The organism is Myxococcus vastator (genome assembly GCF_010894475.1).
Taxonomy (GTDB): domain Bacteria; phylum Myxococcota; class Myxococcia; order Myxococcales; family Myxococcaceae; genus Myxococcus; species Myxococcus vastator.
Map to the genome: position 1 here is coordinate 1 of NZ_JAAIYB010000047.1, position 17,102 is coordinate 17,102.

The 17,102-nt window shown below is 68.7% G+C and carries 13 protein-coding genes and 2 pseudogenes; 8 read left to right on the plus strand and 7 right to left on the minus strand.

The window, feature by feature from the left end; all coding sequences use genetic code 11:
- From G4D87_RS07370 to G4D87_RS07380, 3 genes are all read left to right on the plus strand, one after another.
- Positions 1–340, plus strand: a 340-nt coding sequence (locus G4D87_RS07370) for a response regulator (protein ID WP_163780342.1), incomplete at its 5' end; no start/stop codon positions are given.
- Between the two features lie 37 nt (positions 341–377).
- Positions 378–1,382 (plus strand): chemotaxis protein CheB, encoded by a 1,005-nt coding sequence (locus tag G4D87_RS07375; protein ID WP_163780344.1) that lies wholly within the window; start codon positions 378–380, stop codon positions 1,380–1,382.
- Positions 1,376–3,133, plus strand: a complete 1,758-nt coding sequence (locus G4D87_RS07380) for a protein-glutamate O-methyltransferase (RefSeq protein ID WP_163780347.1) — start codon at positions 1,376–1,378, stop codon at positions 3,131–3,133. The genes G4D87_RS07375 and G4D87_RS07380 overlap by 7 nt, the downstream gene beginning before the upstream one ends.
- Positions 3,134–3,160: 27 nt before the next feature.
- Here the strand turns inward: G4D87_RS07380 and G4D87_RS07385 are convergent, their stop codons facing one another.
- Both G4D87_RS07385 and G4D87_RS07390 read right to left on the minus strand, forming a co-directional pair.
- Positions 3,161–3,481 (minus strand): polyhydroxyalkanoic acid system family protein, encoded by a 321-nt coding sequence (locus G4D87_RS07385; RefSeq protein WP_140863501.1) that lies wholly within the window; start codon positions 3,479–3,481, stop codon positions 3,161–3,163.
- Positions 3,482–3,585: 104 nt separating this feature from the next.
- Positions 3,586–5,052 carry a deoxyribodipyrimidine photo-lyase gene (locus tag G4D87_RS07390; RefSeq protein WP_163780348.1) on the minus strand — a complete coding sequence of 489 codons (1,467 nt, stop codon included), beginning with the start codon at positions 5,050–5,052 and terminating at the stop codon, positions 3,586–3,588.
- A gap of 160 nt (positions 5,053–5,212) precedes the next feature.
- Between G4D87_RS07390 and G4D87_RS07395 the strand changes: the two genes are divergently transcribed.
- Both G4D87_RS07395 and G4D87_RS07400 read left to right on the plus strand, forming a co-directional pair.
- The gene (locus G4D87_RS07395; RefSeq protein WP_240358080.1) at positions 5,213–6,616 is read left to right on the plus strand and encodes a hypothetical protein; all 1,404 of its coding nucleotides are present in this window, start codon (positions 5,213–5,215) and stop codon (positions 6,614–6,616) included.
- A gap of 68 nt (positions 6,617–6,684) precedes the next feature.
- Entirely contained in the window at positions 6,685–7,830 is a 1,146-nt protein-coding gene (locus G4D87_RS07400) for a DUF1015 family protein (RefSeq protein WP_176411420.1), read from the plus strand.
- Positions 7,831–7,894: 64 nt separating this feature from the next.
- Here the strand turns inward: G4D87_RS07400 and G4D87_RS07405 are convergent, their stop codons facing one another.
- The 3 genes from G4D87_RS07405 to G4D87_RS07415 are packed head-to-tail and all read right to left on the minus strand — an operon-like array spanning position 7,895 to position 10,754.
- Entirely contained in the window at positions 7,895–8,386 is a 492-nt protein-coding gene (locus tag G4D87_RS07405; RefSeq protein WP_240358081.1) for a S26 family signal peptidase, read from the minus strand.
- Complete coding sequence (locus G4D87_RS07410) at positions 8,383–10,239, minus strand: ABC transporter ATP-binding protein (protein WP_163780353.1); 1,857 nt, start codon at positions 10,237–10,239, stop codon at positions 8,383–8,385. The genes G4D87_RS07405 and G4D87_RS07410 overlap by 4 nt, the downstream gene beginning before the upstream one ends.
- Positions 10,236–10,754: a TlpA family protein disulfide reductase gene (locus tag G4D87_RS07415; protein WP_163780355.1), complete on the minus strand. Its 519-nt coding sequence runs from the start codon at positions 10,752–10,754 to the stop codon at positions 10,236–10,238. The genes G4D87_RS07410 and G4D87_RS07415 overlap by 4 nt, the downstream gene beginning before the upstream one ends.
- A 390-nt stretch (positions 10,755–11,144) precedes the next feature.
- On the opposite strand from G4D87_RS07415, the pseudogene G4D87_RS07420 reads away from it, so the two are divergent.
- The 3 genes and pseudogenes from G4D87_RS07420 to G4D87_RS40205 all read left to right on the plus strand — a co-directional run.
- Positions 11,145–12,400, plus strand: a pseudogene (locus G4D87_RS07420) (ISKra4 family transposase); the annotation flags it as partial.
- Between the two features lie 312 nt (positions 12,401–12,712).
- Positions 12,713–13,921, plus strand: coding sequence for a M12 family metallopeptidase (locus tag G4D87_RS07425; RefSeq protein ID WP_240358082.1), 1,209 nt, complete (start codon positions 12,713–12,715; stop codon positions 13,919–13,921).
- 194 nt (positions 13,922–14,115) lie between these two features.
- Positions 14,116–14,278 (plus strand): annotated as a pseudogene (locus G4D87_RS40205) (ISAzo13 family transposase); the annotation flags it as partial.
- Positions 14,279–14,415: 137 nt separating this feature from the next.
- On the opposite strand, the gene G4D87_RS07435 reads toward G4D87_RS40205, so the two are convergent.
- Together G4D87_RS07435 and G4D87_RS07440 are read right to left on the minus strand one after the other, a co-directional pair.
- A complete protein-coding gene (locus G4D87_RS07435) occupies positions 14,416–15,627 on the minus strand; it encodes an ISAzo13 family transposase (RefSeq protein ID WP_163780359.1) in 1,212 nt (403 codons plus the stop codon).
- A 67-nt stretch (positions 15,628–15,694) separates the two neighbouring features.
- Positions 15,695–16,969, minus strand: coding sequence for a hypothetical protein (locus tag G4D87_RS07440; RefSeq protein WP_163780361.1), 1,275 nt, complete (start codon positions 16,967–16,969; stop codon positions 15,695–15,697).
- Positions 16,970–17,102: the final 133 nt, after the last annotated feature.

A 17,102-nucleotide genomic window follows, 5' to 3' on the forward strand; every position in this document is an offset into this window, starting at 1 on the left:
TGACTCGCCCATCGCCCGCGCCACGGAAGGGGCGCTGGTGAAGGCGCTGGGGCACTCCGTGGAGGAAGCCCAGGACGGCGAAGAGGCCTACGTGAAGGTGCAGAACAACACCTACGACCTCATCCTCACGGACGTGCAGATGCCCAAGCTGGACGGGTTCTCGCTGGCGCGACGGCTCAAGTCGACGCCCGCGGTGGCCCGCATTCCGGTCATCATCCTGTCGTCGCTCGCCTCGCCCGAGGACAAGCGGCGCGGGTTGGACGCGGGCGCGGACGCGTACCTCGTCAAGGGTGAGCTGGGCGTGGAGGTTCTCGCGCAGGCCATCGACCGGCTGACCTGAGGAGCCAGGCTTGGGCGGTGGCGCGGCGGTCGCAGGAATGGCGTTTCGGGTGCTCATGGTGGGCAAGGGGCTGCGTGCGCTCGCGGCCCGGGGCCTGTTCGATGGGGAAGCCCTGGTGCCCGTGGGGCCGGCGGAGGTGGACTTCGCCGGCGCCCTGGTGGCCGTGCAGCGGCACTTCCCGGACGTGGTGCTTGTGGACCTGAGCGCGATGGACGCGCTGCCCGCCATCGAGCACGTCATGATGGAGCGGCCGGTGCCGGTGCTGGCGCTGCACCCGGGCGTGTTGTCCGGCCAGGAGGCCTTCCAGGCGATGGTGGCGGGCGCGCTGGACGTGCTGGAGCGTCCGGCGAATCCCGGGCCCGAGTTCTGGGCGCACGTGTCGCGCAAGCTGATGCTGCTGGCGCAGGTGAAGGCGGTGCGCCAGGTGCACACGCGGGCGCCTCCGCCGACAGCGCGCGAGACGAAGCCGCCGCCGCCGTTTCCGCTGGTGGCCATCGCCGCGTCCCTGGGCGGGCCCAAGGCGGTGGCGCAGGTGCTGCGGATGATTCCGCGCGCCTTTCCGGCGCCCATCGCCTACTGCCAGCACATCAGCGACGGCTTCACGGAAGGGCTGGCGCACTGGCTGGCCAATGAAACGGCGCTGCGCGTGCTGGAGGCCGAACATGACGTGGTCATGGAGCCGGGGGCGGTGTACATCGCTCCGTCTGGCAGTCACCTCTTGGTCAGACCGGAGGGCAGGTTGGAGCTGGACGCGGGCCCCGCGCTTCGCGGTTTCCGGCCGTCCTGTGACATGCTGCTGACCTCCGCGGGGGAGTCGTTCGGCCCGCGCTGCATCGGGGTCATCCTGACGGGCATGGGGCGCGACGGGGCGCGAGGGTTGAAGGAGATACGAGAGCGCGGCGGCCGGACCATTGCCCAGGACGAAGCGTCGAGCGTCGTCTGGGGCATGCCGCGCGAGGCGGTGTTGATGGGCGCGGCGCACGAAGTGCTGCCACTGAGCCGGATTGGCGCGGCGCTGATGCAGTGGGTGGACGTGTGCTGACGGCGAGCCAGAGAGTCTTGCAACAACTCGCCGCGCTGCTGCTGGAGCGCGCGGGGTTGAAAATCACGCCGGATGGCTTCCACAGCCTCCGGCTGGCGCTGTCCGCGCGGATGCCCGTGCTGGGCCTGGACGAGCCCGAGCACTACATCCAGCGTTTGACGGGCCCGGGCGGCGAAGAGGAGCTGCGCTCGCTGTTGCCGCTGGTGACGGTGGGGCACACGGAGTTCTTCCGCGACGGGAAGCAGTTCCGCGCGCTGGAGAAGCGCGTGCTGCCGGAGCTGGTGTCCCGTTCGCGGCGGGAGATGCGCAAGGTGCACATCTGGTCCGCGGGCTGCGCGACGGGCGAGGAGCCCTACAGCCTGGCCATGGTGCTGGCGGAGTTGGGCGCGCTGTCGCTGGAGGTGGACCTGTGGGCCACCGACCTCAACCTGGCCGCGGTGGAGGCCGCGAAGCAGGGGCGCTTCACCTCGCGGCGGGCCATCAGCATCAACCAGGACCGGCTGACGCGCTTCTTCAAGCCGGTGGAAGAGGGCTACGAGGCGCTGCCCGCGCTGCGTGAGTACATCCGCTTCGACGGGCAGAACCTGGCCGTGCCCGTCTTCGACAAGGTGGCCCTGTCGTCGCTGGACCTCATCCTCTGCCGCAACGTCATCATCTACTTCGACCTGCCCACCATCCGCGGGTTGATGGACCGCTTCCTCGCCGCGCTGCGGCCGGGCGGGTTGCTGTTCCTGGGGTACTCGGAGAGCCTCTTCAAGGTCTACGACCGCTTCGAGATGATCGAAGTCGAAGGGGCGTTCGTGTACCGCCGCCCGCTGAACGACAAGAGCATGCGGGTGCCGCCGCTGCGCATCACCCCGTACCCCGGCGAGCCCGACGTCTCCGAGCGCAAGCCCGCGGACGCGTTCAGCGCGGACCTCCGCAAGCGGATGCAGCCCGAGGACGTCCCGTTGACGACGCGGCTGCCCGCGGTGTCGGCGGCGGCGCCTGGCGTGACGCTGCCGGCGGTGGGGGCCTCCTCCAGTCCGCGCTCCGTGGTGCCGGGGCGTCTGCCCGCGGTGTCGCCGCACTCGCCGCTGCCGGCCATCGCCGCGCGCTCGCGGGTCACCTCGGAGCTGCCCACGGTGGGGAGTGTGGACTCCGCCCGTCCGCGCATCACCACCGAGCTGCCGGCGGTGGGCTCCACGCCGCGCGCGCCCACCGTGGAGGTGCCCGCCTGGCCCACGCTGCTGCCTCCGGCGGAGCGGCTGGCCATGGCGGTGCGGAAGATGGCGCAGGGGGATTTCTCGGCGGCCATCGCGGGCGTGCAGCGGCTGCTCGCGGACGAGCCCAGTGACTTGGACGGGCTGCTGACGCTGGGCAACCTGTTCTCGCTCACCGGCCGCATCCCCGAGGCGCGCGAGGCCTTCGCGCAGGCCATTCAGCGCGAGCCGCTGTGCGTGGAGGCGCGGGTGTTCGGTGGGGTCGCCGCGTTGCAGGCAGGGGAGTTGAGCGAGGCGCGCTCCGAGCTGGGCAAGGCCCTGTTCCTGGAGCCCACGCTGGCCATTGGCCACTACCTGCTGGCGCAGGTGCACGAGCGCACGCAGGACCATGAGTCGGCGCGCCGCAGCTACCGCAACGCCATTGCCCAGCTTCGCTTTCCGCAGCGGCCCCTGGCGGGGCACTACCCGGAGATGCCGGACTCGGCGGATGCCATCTCTCGCGCGGCGCGCTACGCCCTGGCCGCGCTGGAGGAGCAGCCCCTGCGCTGAGGCAGGGGCCGCGTCCCGGGCGTCACGTCAGTCCAGGCTGCTCTTCACCTGGTCCAGGCTCTTGCTCGGGTCGAGCACCGAGCCGAACTTCTTCTGCAGGTAGCTCTTGGCTTGGCCGCGCAGCAGCATGCCAGGGTCGGTGCCTTCACCCTCGACGGCCTTGTCGGTGATGACGAACGAGGCGTCCATCTGGATGCCCATCACCTTGCCGACGATTTTCGCGCCTTCCCCCTGCCAGTCCGCCTTCACGCCGTACTTGCCGCCCCAGTACTGGAGCAACTGTTCGACGCGCTGCTTGACCTCCTCCTTGGGGAGGGAGTGGGGGATATCGAACTTCATCATTCCCATGGCTGGCTCCAAGTCTCGGTGTCCCGCTTCGAGCGTTTAGCCGCGCCCGCGCGGGAATGGAACCGCCGTGTCACTTTTGGGCGCGCGGATGTCAACAGGCTTGCTCACGGGCCTGCCGTCTTGCGGACGCGCTTGAGCTTCACTGGTGGGTCCTCCGGGCGGCCCCAGCGCGCCAGGTAGGGTGCCAGGTTGTACTTGGCCGCCGTGCGCAGGGAGCTCATGGGCCGCACCTTGCCCAGCACCTTCCGCTCCTGGAAGGGGCGGTCATGCAGTCCCAGCACCCACATGAAGTTGGCGACGCTCGCGGCGTCCCTGCCGTCCACCGCGTACTTGTCGTTGAGGAACGCGATGCGTCGCAGCGCTTCCTGGGGGGAGGGCGTCCACTCCAGGATCTTCTTTCCCCACAGCATGCGCAGGTAGTTGTGGATGCGGCCGCGCTCCACCAACTCGCGCTGGGCCGCGTTCCACAGGCCGTCCGCGGTCCGCGCTGTCTCCAACTGCTTCAACGAATAGCGGTGCTCGCGCGCGTCCTTCTGGTGGTGGGTGAGCGTCTCCTTGGCCCACGGCGGCAGGGAGTCCACGGAGAGCTGCTGGGGCCCCGGCGTGTGGAAGCAGTAGTTGAAGCCCAGCTCGCGGCGGACGAGCAGTTCCTCCAGGAAGCCTTGCACCGAAGCGTCTTGAGCGCCGCGAGCGCGGATGGCGGCGCGCGCGGCCTCTCCGGCGAAGAGGTTGCCCCAGTGGAAGAAGGGGGACAGGTTGGACTGCTGCGCCAGGCCCGGGTCGCTCCGGCCGGCGGCATAGCCCTCCAGGCGTTGGTTCACGAAGGCCTGGAGCGCCTTGAGGCCCGCCTTGCGTCCTCCGCGCTCCGCGACGGGCGCCACCGAGTGGTCGAAGTCGAAGGCGTCCAGGGACTCGCGGGCATCGCGGGCATCCGAGGTGGCGAAGTCCGGCTCCAGCTTGCGTCCGGCCGCGGCGGCCTTCACCGCGCGGTTGGGCACGGCGCGGTCCAGGTACTCTGGCCACAGCTTCTTCAGCTTGGGCCGCAGGGTATAGGCGCCAATCTGCCGCGTGGCGATGCGCTGCATGGGCACCACGCAGGACGCATCCACGGCGAACAGCGGCACGTCCAGGGCCTTGGCGGCGCCGCGCAGGTGGCCCGGGATGATGAACGTGGGGAACAGGTCCGACACGATGGCGGCGGCGCGCCGGCCGAGCGAGGCCAGCCGGGGACGGTGCTCCTTCGCGGTCCGGGGCAGCTCCAGCCAGTAGGGCAGCCCGCGCGCGGCGCAGCCCGTGGCCATGTCCATCATCCCCTCCAGGGCCCAGGCGTGGAGCCGGTCCGACGCATAGGGGTAGTCCGGCCGGATGGCCTGATAGACGACGACGGGCAGGCCCAGGTGGTTGCCCAGGGCGATGGCGGCATCCAGCGCGTGGTTCTGCTCGGCGCGATGGTTGACCATGCACCAGTAGAGGACGAAGTCGCGGCGGCCGGAGGGAAGGGGGAGGTCCTTCACCACCTGCACGCGCGCGGAGTCGACGCCGAGTTCGGACCACGAGAAGCCTTCAGGCATGGGGCCTCACTGATACGCGAGCCACATTCGCGTCGCGGAAGAAAAGAAGTGCGTGGCTGTGAACGAGGGGACAGGGAAGGTGCGGAGGGCACTCCAATTTCCGGCACCCGAGGACAGGTTGTGGTTTTCTGCCGCCCGGCCGGACCGAAGGAGTCCTTGCGTGTCATCATTGAGAAGCTGGAGCTGTCTCCCCATCACCGCCCTCGCTCTCGCGCTGGTCCTTCCGGAGCCCGCGAAGGCGCAGGCTGGCGGAACCTATCCATCCCCGGGGGCCGCGCAGCCACCGTCTGCCCCCGCGGGTTACACGGCCCCTCCGCAGCCCACGTATCGCCAGACGGCGCCGCAGCAGCCCGCCGACCCATATGCGCCGCCGCCAGCGTCCGCGCAGCCTGCGGCCCCGTATGCGCAGCCGCCGTCCTCCGCGCAGCCGGTGGACCCGTATGCGCAGCCGCAGACGCAGCAGCCGTCGGCGGATCCGTATGCGCAGCCGCCTCAGACGCAGCAACCCGCTGACCCGTATGCGCAGCCGCAGCCGGGCTATCCCCCGGCGCAGAATGCCTATCCACCGTCGGAGGCGCAGGACCCGGCTCGCTATCCGGGCGACTCCGCGACGGCGAGCGACGCGCCCACGCTGCCGCCGGATCCGGACTCGCTGCGGACGAAGCCGCAGTCGCCGCTGACGCCGGACGACCAGGCCATGGCGAAGCGGGGCGTGCCTCCCGTTGAAGACACCGGGGTGATGCTGGACGGCAGGCCGCGCCAGGGCCCGTTCCTCTCCGGCCCGGGCAGCTTCAGCTTCATCGTGCACCACACGACGCTGGGCGCGCTGGGTGGCTTCTTCACGCAGGCGTTCGCCAGCGACTTCAACTTCGACAAGAGCTCGCGTGAGGCGATGCTCGCGGGCACGCTCATCGGCGCGGGTCTGGGCTTCGGGGCCTCATCGTGGTGGCAGTTCAACAACTGGGTGGATCGCCCCATGGCCACCTTCGGCATCGCCAACTCGGTGGTGGGCGGCATGTTCACCGCCGGCCTGATGGACCTCTTCACGCAGGACGCGGGCATCCTGACGTGGTCCGCCTTCCTGGGCGCGGAGCTGGGCGCGTGGCTCACGGCGGGCCTTGGCGGCGGACAGCTCCCGCTCAATGACGGCTTGCTGATTTCGTCCGGCGCGGGCTGGGGCGCGGCCTATGCGTCGCTGCTCTTGGCCATCGTCCACTTCTCCGGGACGCCCGTGTCTGGCAAGACGTGGCGGGACACGCTGTTGCTGGCGCCGGGCATCGGCGCGGGCGCGCTGGCGTTGGCCACCATGCGCTACAACCCGACGCCGTCTCAAATCGTCCGAGCCAACATCTTCGGCGGCGGCGTGGGCGCGGTGGTGCTGCTCCTCTCCGGCCTGGTGCTGGGCGGGTTCGATCAGTCCACGCCGTATGTGCTGTCGTTCCTAGGTTCGGCGGGTGCTATCACCACGGTGAGCCTGCTGTGGGAGGAGAGCGTGGACCGCTCCGCCCTGAAGATGGCCGGCCGCTCAGAGAAGGACCGGCCGTACACGAACGTCTGGTGGTAGACGCGGCCTGAGGCAGCCTGGCGAGCGCCATGGCACGGCGGGGCAGGAGGCACCACCTTCCCCCCGACATGGCGCGCGTCAATCCATTCTCGGCCCTCCTCGCCTCGCTGCAGCCCTCGCTGGAGCCCAGCAGCTACGTGCCGCGTGGCAACGCGGTCCCTCAGCCGTCCCACGTCCGGCCGCTGATGGAGGCGGCCAACCCCACGGCGGAGCTGCGGCGCCTGCGGGACTCGGGCGCGCTGCTGAGGGACTCACGCCCCGCCATGTACCTGGTGGAGGTGCAGGGGCCCGCTGGCAAGCTCGGCGGCCCCCCGGTGCGCTTCCTCCTGTGCGCCTTGAACCCGGATGCAGGGGCCTCGCTGGAGCATGACCCGTACCGGCCCAGGGCCTGGGAGGCGGAGCCGGCCGTCACGCTGACGGCGGATGACCACGGGGTGCTGCGCGGGCTGCTCGCGGAGGCCTCCGAGCGCGCCATCGTCGTGTGGGAAGGGCGCTACGGGCAGAACACGCTGTCGCTGCGGCGCATCGAGCCTTCGCCCGTGTCGAAGCGGCTCCAGGCCGTGCTGGATGAAGCGCCCATGCGCCCGCTGGCGGCGCTGGATGAGCGCGGCCCGACGCTGGCGGCCGTGGTGCCGCTGTCCGACCCGGGGCTGGAGTTGCTGCCCATCCACCGGGCGCTCAAGGGCGTGGAGACCTTCAAGGAGGAGACGTTCCTCACGCTGGTGACGGCGTATGCGCGCGTCTATGAGCTGGACGAGCCGCTGAACACGCCGCGCGGTCTGGCGGTGGCGCGGGAACGTCTGGCCACGCTCATCAGCGGGCACCACGCGGTGCTGCTGGTGTTGCCGGGAGGGCGAGGCCGCATCCTCCGGTTCCGTCAGGGGTTGGACCTGGCACACCTGAAGGGAGCGCCGCGCAATCCCACGCTGCGGAGCCTGGATTTGGCGCTGCTCAACGCGCTGGTGCTGCGGACCGTGCTGGGCATCAAGGACCCAGAGGCGCCGGGGCACTCGCAGGTGTTCCCGGTGCAGGGACTGGAGTCGCTGGTGCAGGGCGTGGAGTCGGGGATGTTCCAGGCCGGCTTCGCCCTCAACCCGCCGCCGCTGTGGGAGGTGCGCGCGGTGATGGAGGCGCAGGCGACGCTGCCACCCAGCACTCTTCGGGTCGAACCGTTGCCGCCGGCGGGGCTGCTCTACCTGGACCGGGACGCCTGACGGGTTGGCGTGAGGCTTCTGAGCCAAGACTCGCCGGAAGACCCCTGGCGCATTGGCCCGGAGCCTACCCTGTTCGCGAAGGCTCCGGCCCCCGGAGCCGGAGCCGCACGATGGCGATGATGGACTCCGCGTCGATGTAGCCGTAGCCCAACTGCCGCGAGTCCTGGCTCCGAGCGTTGTCTCCAGACACCACGACCTTCCCAGGTGGGACGCGCGACTGACCGTCGGCACCGAGCGCCGCCCGGGACCAGTCCGGCACCGGGTCTCCCGCCACGGCGGCCACCCACTTGATGAGATAGGGCAGCTCTTCGGTCCCCAGCGTCTCGCGCTGCTTCGCGGGAAGCACGAAGACGACGACGTCCGAACGCGAATACCCGTTCCCCGGCGCGGGAGCGCGGGCCAACCGCCTCGCGACGAGCCGCTGTCCGTCGTGCAGCGTGGGCAACATGCTGTTGCCCTGCACCGCGACGACAACCCAGCGGCGGCGCCCCCAGGACGCCGCCACGGCTCCCGCCACGAGCAGCGCGGCCCCGACGCCCATCGCAGCGAGCATCATGCGACCTCCTTCTGGCCCGCCCGTGATGCGACGCGCTCGTCCTGATATCCGCTCGCCTGGAGCGTGAACACGCGCGCGTATTCACCGCCCGCCGTCATCAACGCGTCATGCGAGCCCTGCTCGATGATGCGGCCCTCGGAGAGGACGAGGAGTGCGTCCGCGCTCCGCAGCGCGCTCATCCGGTGGGAGATGAGCAGCCGCGCCCGTCTCTCGCCGTGGCGCGCCAGCGTCCGGTGGATGTGGAACTCGGCGGCGGCGTCCAGGCCGGAGCTCGGTTCGTCCAGCACCAGCAGGTCGACGTCCTGGCGCATCAGGGCCCGAGCCAGCGCCAGTCGCTGCCACTGCCCTCCGGAGAGCGAGACGCCCGCGGGCATGTCCTCGTACTCCCCTTCGAGCACGCGGCTGAGCAGCGTGTGGTAGCCGGCGGGGAGTGAGGCAATCTTCTCGTCGATCTCCGCCAGCCGTGCCACGTCGCGGATTCGCGCCTCGTCCTTCAGCCGGTCCAGGTCCCCCAGGCCGATGTTCTCCGCGGCGGTGAAGTCAGACGTCATGAAGTCCTGGAAGGTCGCCGTCATCCGCCGCCGCAGCGCGCGAGCATCCAGTTCGCGGACGTCCACGCCGTCCCAGAGAATCTGGCCTCGCTCCGCGTCATAGAGGCGGCACAGCAGCTTCACCAGTGTGCTCTTTCCAGCGCCATTGACGCCGACGAGCCCCACCGAGCCACCCGCCGGGATGAAGAGGCTCACCCCGCTCAGCACCCACGGCCCATGGGCGTCATAGCGGAACCAGACGTCGCGCAGCTCCACGCCGTGCCTCAGCGGCGCCACCGGCCGTGAAGCCTCCGGCGCGCGGACCGGCAGGGCGATGATGTCGAGGTAGTTCTTGAAGGTCTGGACACTGCGACCCGCGAACTCGAGCTGTACGAGGAGCCCGTTGAAGGCGCCCTGGATGCCCGCCACGGCCGCGAGGAAGAGGGAGACGTCTCCGAGTTGGAGCCGCCCCTGGAGCGTGTCTCGGGCGACGATGAAGGACCCGACCGCCGCCACTGCGGCCGTGAGCAGCGACAGCGCCGCCTGCACGGCCAACCCCTTGCGCGTCACGGCCAGCTCGCGGTCCGCCGCCTTGCGCAGCGATGCCACCATGCGCTCCAGCAACAGGTCCCCCAGCCCGAACAGCCGGCTCTCCTTGGCCGCCCGCACGTCCACCAGCAGCGAGTGGTAGAAGTCGCGCGAGCGATAGGTCGGCACCAGCGCCGCTGACAGCTCCACCAGCCACCGGCTGCGCAGGAGCTGGGTCATCAGGGCTACGCCCCCCGCCAGCAGCAGCAGCAGCGCCATGGGCGGCGACACCACCAGGACCACGGCGCTCAGCGTTCCCACCGTGACCAGCATGCGCAGGGTGGCCCTCACGAACTCGATGAGCTGCTGGGGCGCGTCCCGGGCGGCCTCCTCCGCGAGCCGCAGGCGGCCGTGGAAGGCGGGGTCCTCGAAGTGGCGCAGGCCCTCCAGCGCCGCCACCTTCGTGAAGAGGCAGCGCTCCACCTCCAGGGTGACGCCCCAGCGAATCACGCCGGTCAGGTACTCTGAAACATTGAGGATGGCCATCGAGGCGCCGACCACCGCGGCGGCGCCCACCGCCAGCGTGATCGCCCGCTGGGAGTCCGCCAGGGCCCCGCGGCCCAACTCATCCAGCAGCTCCTTGGTGAGCCAGCCGCCCGCGGCGGCCACGGAGCCGATGCACAGCGTGAGGAGGAGCGCGAACACCGACGCCAGCGGGGCCGCACGCCACTGGATCGCCACGGCCGCACCCACCGTGCGCGTCAGTTCCCGCAGGCCCCCTCGCGCCTCGCTCATGGCAGGACTTCGTGCAGGTGGTGCCCCGAGGCCGCGACCACGCCCCGCTCGACGAGCACGAGGGTGGGGTAGCCCGCCTGCTTGATGGCGCGCGTGACGGAGTCCCCCTCGGTCAGGAACGCCACCCGGGCCACCTGCTTCAGCGAGGCCCCCAGTTCCAGCGTCTGCGGGTCGTTGGGGTCGCCTTCGAACGCCATGAGCGGCATTCCGGGCGGCGAGTCGAGGAGCTGCTTGCGCAACGAGGAACAAGGCCGGCAGCCCGTGGTGAAGAAGCCGACCAGCGTCTTGCCCTCTCGCAGGACGGCGTCCGTGAAGGTCTCGCCATCCAGGGTGGTGGCCTCGAAGGAGCCGACCTGCTCTCCCTTTTGCGGCAGGGCCGGGTCGCGAAGGACGACTTGGTTGGCGATCAGCTCCTGGAGCGTGCGCAGCCGACCGACCAGCGCGAGAGTCAGCAAGAGGTTCCCCACCACCAGCACGGAGAGGATGACACCACCCACGACAAGCGTTTCAACCATTGGCTGTCTCAGTTTCGTCGGGTTCGCGAGGACGCGGCCAGCGGCTGCGGTCCTCGAAGCAGGAACACCAAATCATCCCAGCGCGTGACAAAGAGCCCGGGTGTGGCGCTGGAACTGAGCAACGAGTGAGCAACCAGGCAGGGGGCTCGCCAGGTGGCTGGTGGCCGGCAGAATGAGAGGTTTCTGGCGGGTTGTGCCACCGGAGGAAATCAGGCGAGGCCAAAGGTCACCATCGAAGTGCCGGAAGGGTTCGAGGACAGCGTCAAGGCGCTGGAGGAGACGCTGAAGCGCGCCCACCGAGGGGTGGAGGGTGCGAGCAGAGGGGACCTGGCCGCGTTCAACGCCGCATGGCAGGAGGTGAATGCCGGAGCGGAACAGACGGAGCGGTTGCTGAAGCGGAGGTTGCTTCGAGGGCTCGACCTCGACGCTGCCCAGGTCCTCATCGAAGGCCAGCCCTACGTCCGAGTCGGACGGTACCCGGCGACGTACAAGACGCGGCAAGGGCCCGTCGAAATAGAGAGAAGCCTCTACCGGCGGGTGGGCGAGCGCAATGGCCCCACGGTGGACACCATCAGCGTTCAAGCCGGATGCGTGGCTGATGGCTGGTTACCGGAGGCGGCGGTGCCCATGGCGTACCTGTTGGCGCGGGGCACGTCGCGGGAGGCGCAAGGCGACGGCGCGCCAGGTGGGTGTGCTTCACTATTGCCGCGCCTCCTTCGAGCGGGTGGGGCATGAGGTGGGTGCGCTGTACGGTGGCCAGCGGCCCCGGGTGGAGGCGGCGCTGGCCCGAAAGCTGCGAGTGCCCCGAGGCACTCGCGGCGTGAGCGTCAGCATGGACAGGGTGGCCGTGCCGATGGAGGAGCCGAAGAGGCGGCGAGTGGGACGACCTCGCAAGGGCGCCGCCACGCGCCCGGTGGACGTCGTCTGGCGCATGGCCTACGCGGCCTGCCTTACCTTCCATGACGCCCACGGCGAAGCGCTGGGCACCCTCCGCTACGGGCGGATGCCGCGGGGCGAGGCCCGCGGGTTGGCCGAGCGTCTGGCCCGCGACGTCCAGGCCCTGGTTTCCAGACGGCGCGGCCTGTACGTCGCCGTCCTCACCGATGGCGCTCCCGAGTTGCACGCCTTGCTGGACGAGGCGCTCGCCACCCATGCCCCCTCGGCCAAGAAGCCGGTGCGCCTGGTGGACTTCTGGCACCTGATGGAGAAGCTCGGGAGTGCGGCTCGCGTGGTGGCTGGGGAAGAGAAGGCCTCCGCGCTGCGTGAGAAGTGGAAATTGTCTCTGCTCAACATGCCCGGGGCGGCATGGGCCATTGCCATGGCATTGCACGCCAGCGGCAAGCGGCATGCCGTCCTCGGTGACGGCCAACCGGTGCACGAGGCCCTCACCTACCTGGAGAACCACGGCGAGCGAATGCACTATGCCGAGGCTCGCGCACGGGGACTGCCCATTGGCAGCGGCAACGTGGAGGCCACCTGCAAGTCTCTCGTCACCCTGCGCATGAAACGCCCTGGTGCTCGCTGGGAAGGAGGCGTCTGGCCAGCACATCCTGGACCTGCGCGCCCTGGTGCTCTCGGAGCGGTGGGACGAGGCCATGCACCTCACGCTTGCACCGCAGAGGGCCGAGGTGCGGCGCGCAGCATGATCAGGATGGGAGCCACACCCGTCGAACCCCACACCGCCACGGATTTATGTGTATGTCAGTTTTGACCCGGTCGGATCTGGTGCGCTGTCTGGACAACAAAAAGGTGAAGATACGAATCCCCACCACAACTCCAGATGTACTCTGCTAAGCGGGCGCGCCGGAACCCTTGCTGGAAGTGGAGATACCATGTCGCGAAGCCTTTCAAGATCCGCATTGGCGGTGCTTTTCATCCCGAGCCTGCTATTGACTGCCTGTGGCGAGGAGACGCTGGCGCCGAACCCCGGCCTGGACCGCGAGACTGCCGGAGTGCCTATGGGGGCTCCGCTTCGCGAGGGTTATGCCTGGAACGTGGAGCGGGGAGGGTACTTCCCGGTGACGTACGCCGAGGTGGATGGCTTGGCCATCTATGAAGGCGACATGGTCCTGGGAACGGTGAAGCAGATGGAGGCGCGCGTGCGCGAGGTGAAGGCCCTGGGACTTTCGTCCTCGGGGCCCCGAGCCCAGGGCCTCGTCAAGACCGACCCGAACTCCCGCTGGCCCAACGCCGTGGTGCCCTACACCATCGATTCGGGCGTCGCGAACCAGAATCGAATCCAGGACGCCATCAATCACTGGCATGGCCGGACCCACATCCGGTTCGTGCCCCGCACCGCGAGCAACGCGGCGCAATACCCTGACTATCTTCGCATCCAGTCAGGCTCTGGGTGCTACTCCAGTTATGGACGCCAGGGTGGCGAGCAAGGAACGTGGCTGGATGGCAGTTGCAGCACCGGCACCATCATCCATGAGCTCGGACACGTCCTGGGACTCGATCACGAGCACAACCGGCAGGACCGCGACACCTACGTCATCATCCGGTGGGAGAACATGGTGCCGGGCGCGGCGAGCTATTTCCAGCAGAACAACAACGAGGACGACGACTACTTTGGCTACGACTACGGGTCCATCATGCACTACGGCCCGATGCAGGGCTCGAGTAACGGGCGTCCTACCATCGAGGCTCGGAATGGACAGTCCATCGGGCAGCGCAACGCGCTGAGCACGCTCGACGTGGTTACCGTGACGCGAATCTACTCGAGGACCATTACCCTGCGTGCCTCGACCGGCCACTACGTGGTGGCCGAGGGCGGCGGTGGCGGCATCGTGAACGCCAATCGCGTCGCCGTGGGTCCCTGGGAGCGGTTCCAGTTGGTGGACCTGAACGGCAATGAACTGAAGGACGGCGACCTCGTCCAACTCCAGACCATCAATGGCAACTTCGTCCAGGCCACGAACGGCGGCGGCTCGACGCTGGACTCCCTGCCCATGGCGCCCGGCACCTGGCAGACCTTCCGCATGTGGAAGATGACCGGCACGGGATTAACCACCATTGACACTGGCGACGGCGTAGTCATGGGCACACTCACTCCCGGCTACCCCAAGTACTGGGAAGCGGCGGCTGGCGGCGGCAGTGGAGTGACTGTCGACAACGACGGCTTCTACCTGAGTGCCGCGAACATCTTCACCGTCGCGTTCCCGTGAGCGAAGCATCCGCGCGACCCACGCCCGGACCTTTGCCTTGAACCGACACTGGGGATTCGGCCCGCGACGCGGTGACCGAATCCCCAGTGGACCTGCCAGTGATATGACCGCGTGGAGCTAAGGGCCTGAGATTTTATAACGCGACCGGTTTTCAGAGGATCGACAAATAGGCTGCGACGTGCTCGAAGGTGTCGATGGCCACCGAGGAAGAGGTCGCGAAGAGGTACAAGCTGATGAGCAAGATTCTGGACGAGCGGCAGTTGCGAATCTGGGCCGGCGCTGAGGCACTCGCTGCAGGGCGCGGCGGCCGGGAACTCGTGGCGAGAGCAACGCACCTGTCGCGCACGACAGTCCTCTTGGGGATGAAGGATGCGCGAGCGAAGAAGCCGCCCGCAGACCTGGTGAAGGTGCGCCGGAGTGGAGCAGGCCCGAAGCGGATTCAAGAGCGGCAACCTGGCATCATTAAAGCGCTCGACGCAGGGACCGCTCAGAAATTACTTATCCGAATTGGACTTGAGGACGTAGTTCCATTCGCCATGGAACTTTGAGCGGACGAGGCGGAGTTGATGCATGGCTGCCTGAGAGACGCTGACTCCCGTGCGGTAGCGCCGCCGGTCCAGCCGCGCTTTCACCTTCAGTCCCTTGGTGGTAGTCGTGGTGCCGATGAGGTTCACCACCGTCTCGTAGTCCTCCAGTGGACGGCCTCTCCAATTCATGCTGATGTGGCTGAAGAGGCGATGCTCCACCTTGTTCCACTTGCTCGTACCGGGAGGGAAATGACAGACGCTGATGGACAGCCCCGTCGTGCCCGCCAGCCGCTGCAACTCTGCCTTCCACACTCGGCTTCGCGCGCTGTTGCTGCCGCCCGAGTCCGCCGTCACCAGCAACTCCTTCGCCTCGGGATAGCGCTCCTGGCCCATTTTGCGCCACCAGGCGCCGATGCTGGTGACGGCGAAGACGGGCGTGTCGTGGTCCACCCCCACTGACACCCACGCGCTGTTGTCCCCGAGGTCGTACACGCCATAGGGAATCGCCTTGCCCACCGCCGTGTCCGGGAAGTCATGCGTCAGGCTCAGCACCGGCGCCCCTGTCGGCTGCCATTCGCGGCCTCCATTCTTGAACTCCCCCACCAATTCCTTCTTCTTGGTGTCTACCGAAATGGCCGGCTGCCCCCGAGCCTGGAACTCCCGCACCTGGGCGTTGATGTGCTCGAACTGGGCGTTGCGGTCAGGGTGAGACTCTCCCTCCAACGACTTGGCTCTGGCCTGCAAGCTGTAGCCCTGGCTTTTGAGCAGCTCGCCCACCTTCTGCGGGCTCACTTCATAGCCCTGCTTCCCCAGTTCTGCGGCCAGCGCCCTCGTGCTCTTGCACGTCCAGCGCAGCGGCGACTCCGGGTCTCCCCGAGTCACCGGGTCCACCAGCGACTCCAAGGTTTCCGTCAGCCCCGGCTGGGCCACTTCCACCGAGGGGCGGCCCGCTCCCTTGCGCCGCACCCGCACCAGCTCTCCTGGTGGCCTCTTCCCGCTCGCCTCGTCGCGCCCCGCGCGCACCGTCATGCGCGCCAAGCCCGTCGCCCGGGCGACCGCAGTGACGCCCCCTCGTCCCAGCGCGAGTGCCTCCGCTCCTGCCCAGCGGCGCGTTACCCGCTCATCCATGACATCTCGAAGTGCCTGGTCGCGCTCCGCCACGGCCTTTTCCGCGTCCATACCCGACCAACATGCCCGGTCGCCTGGTTATCCTCTCTGTTCGGCCAACTAATTTCTGAGCGGGCCCTTAGTCCTTGCGCGTGAGCGGAATGGCGGGCACGTCCTTCACCTGCGCCTGGTGCGTCACGCGCGTACCCACGATGTAGTGTGGCTCGAAGGGCTCGTAGACGTTTTGGGCGGCGTAGACGGTCAAGAACTTGTCGGACCCGTAGGCGACGTCTGGCAGGTACTGCTGCGCCAGGCCATTGCTGGAGATGGGGAAGCCCGAGCCGTCCCATACGTCCCCGTCCTCGTCCCACCGCGAACCCCAGATGCTGTGCGGACCGTTGCGCGTGTCATCCCAGACGACCAGGGACTTGTTGTTGTGGTGCGCGATGCGGGGTGCGGTCTGCGCGGCCGCGGCGATGGTGATGGGGATGCCGTCGGCGTCCTTCACATTGCCCTGCCTGTTCACCCGCGTGCCGTAGATGTCCGGGTTCCCGTTGCGGGTATCGGACCAGACCACCTGGTAGTTCTTGCCCGTCCATTCGACGTCGGGCGTCGTCTGGGCGCCCTCCGCCGTGGAGATGGGGAAGCCGTCGTCGTCGAGGACGGTGCCGTCCTCCTTCACCCTGTTGCCGTAGATGTCCGCGTTCTCCGGGCCCTCGCCGTGCTCATCGGACCAGACGACCAGGAACTCCTTCTTGCTGTTGTTCCAGGCCGCCGACGCGTCAGCCGCGTAGTTCAAGCCGGCGCTGATGGACCGGTCGGACGACGGGAGCACGACGCCCTCCTTCGTCACGCGCGTGACGAAGATGACCGTCTCGTCGTCACCCGTGACGGTGTACGTCACCAAGCAGATTTTCGGGGAGCACGCGACGCGCGTCGGGCCCTGGAACTCATCCGTCTGGATGACGCGGAACACCGGCCCCACGACGGTGCCATCCGGCTTCACGCGAACGCCGTCGATGCCATCCCGGCCCCCCCAGACGACGAAGAAGTGCGTCCCATTGAAGGCGATGCCGGGCTGGGACCCGGTCTCGTCGCTGATGTTGATGCGGAGGCCTCCCTTGTCCAGCACGGTGCCGTCTGGCTTCACGCGAGTGCCCCAGATGCCGCCGGTCCGAACGTCGGTCCAGACCGCGAAGTACTTGCCATCACCGTACGCAACCACGGGTCCGTAACGCGCCACCGCGGCAGGCGTGGAGTCATCCCGATGCGCATTGAGCCCGGCCTCGGCGCTCGTGGGCGCCTCCAGCGCTTCGTTGCCTTGCGGCGATTCCAGTTCTGGCGCCACCCCGCAGCCAGCCAGCATGGACCCGAACAGCAGCCCGGCGATGCCGGCTCTCACTTCCCGCTTCATGTGCAGCCTCCCCTTCGCGAACGACGGCGCAAAAGTAGGGGGCTCCACGCGCCCAACCAGCCGCCCGGTGGATGCAGCCCGGATAAGGCGGTGGACACGCGCTTCAAGCCGCGGCCCCCGCGCGCGCGACGCA

Excerpts from the sequence above, each read along its gene's own strand:
- G4D87_RS07375 (WP_163780344.1), top strand. The coding sequence starts at position 378 with ATGGCGTTTCGGGTGCTCATGGTGGGCAAGGGGCTGCGTGCGCTCGCG.
- G4D87_RS07385 (WP_140863501.1), bottom strand. The coding sequence starts at position 3,481 with ATGGGAATGATGAAGTTCGATATCCCCCACTCCCTCCCCAAGGAGGAG.
- G4D87_RS07390 (WP_163780348.1), bottom strand. The coding sequence starts at position 5,052 with ATGCCTGAAGGCTTCTCGTGGTCCGAACTCGGCGTCGACTCCGCGCGC.
- G4D87_RS07400 (WP_176411420.1), top strand. The coding sequence starts at position 6,685 with ATGGCGCGCGTCAATCCATTCTCGGCCCTCCTCGCCTCGCTGCAGCCC.
- G4D87_RS07405 (WP_240358081.1), bottom strand. The coding sequence starts at position 8,386 with ATGATGCTCGCTGCGATGGGCGTCGGGGCCGCGCTGCTCGTGGCGGGA.
- G4D87_RS07410 (WP_163780353.1), bottom strand. The coding sequence starts at position 10,239 with ATGAGCGAGGCGCGAGGGGGCCTGCGGGAACTGACGCGCACGGTGGGT.
- G4D87_RS07415 (WP_163780355.1), bottom strand. The coding sequence starts at position 10,754 with ATGGTTGAAACGCTTGTCGTGGGTGGTGTCATCCTCTCCGTGCTGGTG.
- G4D87_RS07425 (WP_240358082.1), top strand. The coding sequence starts at position 12,713 with ATGGGGGCTCCGCTTCGCGAGGGTTATGCCTGGAACGTGGAGCGGGGA.
- G4D87_RS07435 (WP_163780359.1), bottom strand. The coding sequence starts at position 15,627 with ATGGACGCGGAAAAGGCCGTGGCGGAGCGCGACCAGGCACTTCGAGAT.
- G4D87_RS07440 (WP_163780361.1), bottom strand. The coding sequence starts at position 16,969 with ATGAAGCGGGAAGTGAGAGCCGGCATCGCCGGGCTGCTGTTCGGGTCC.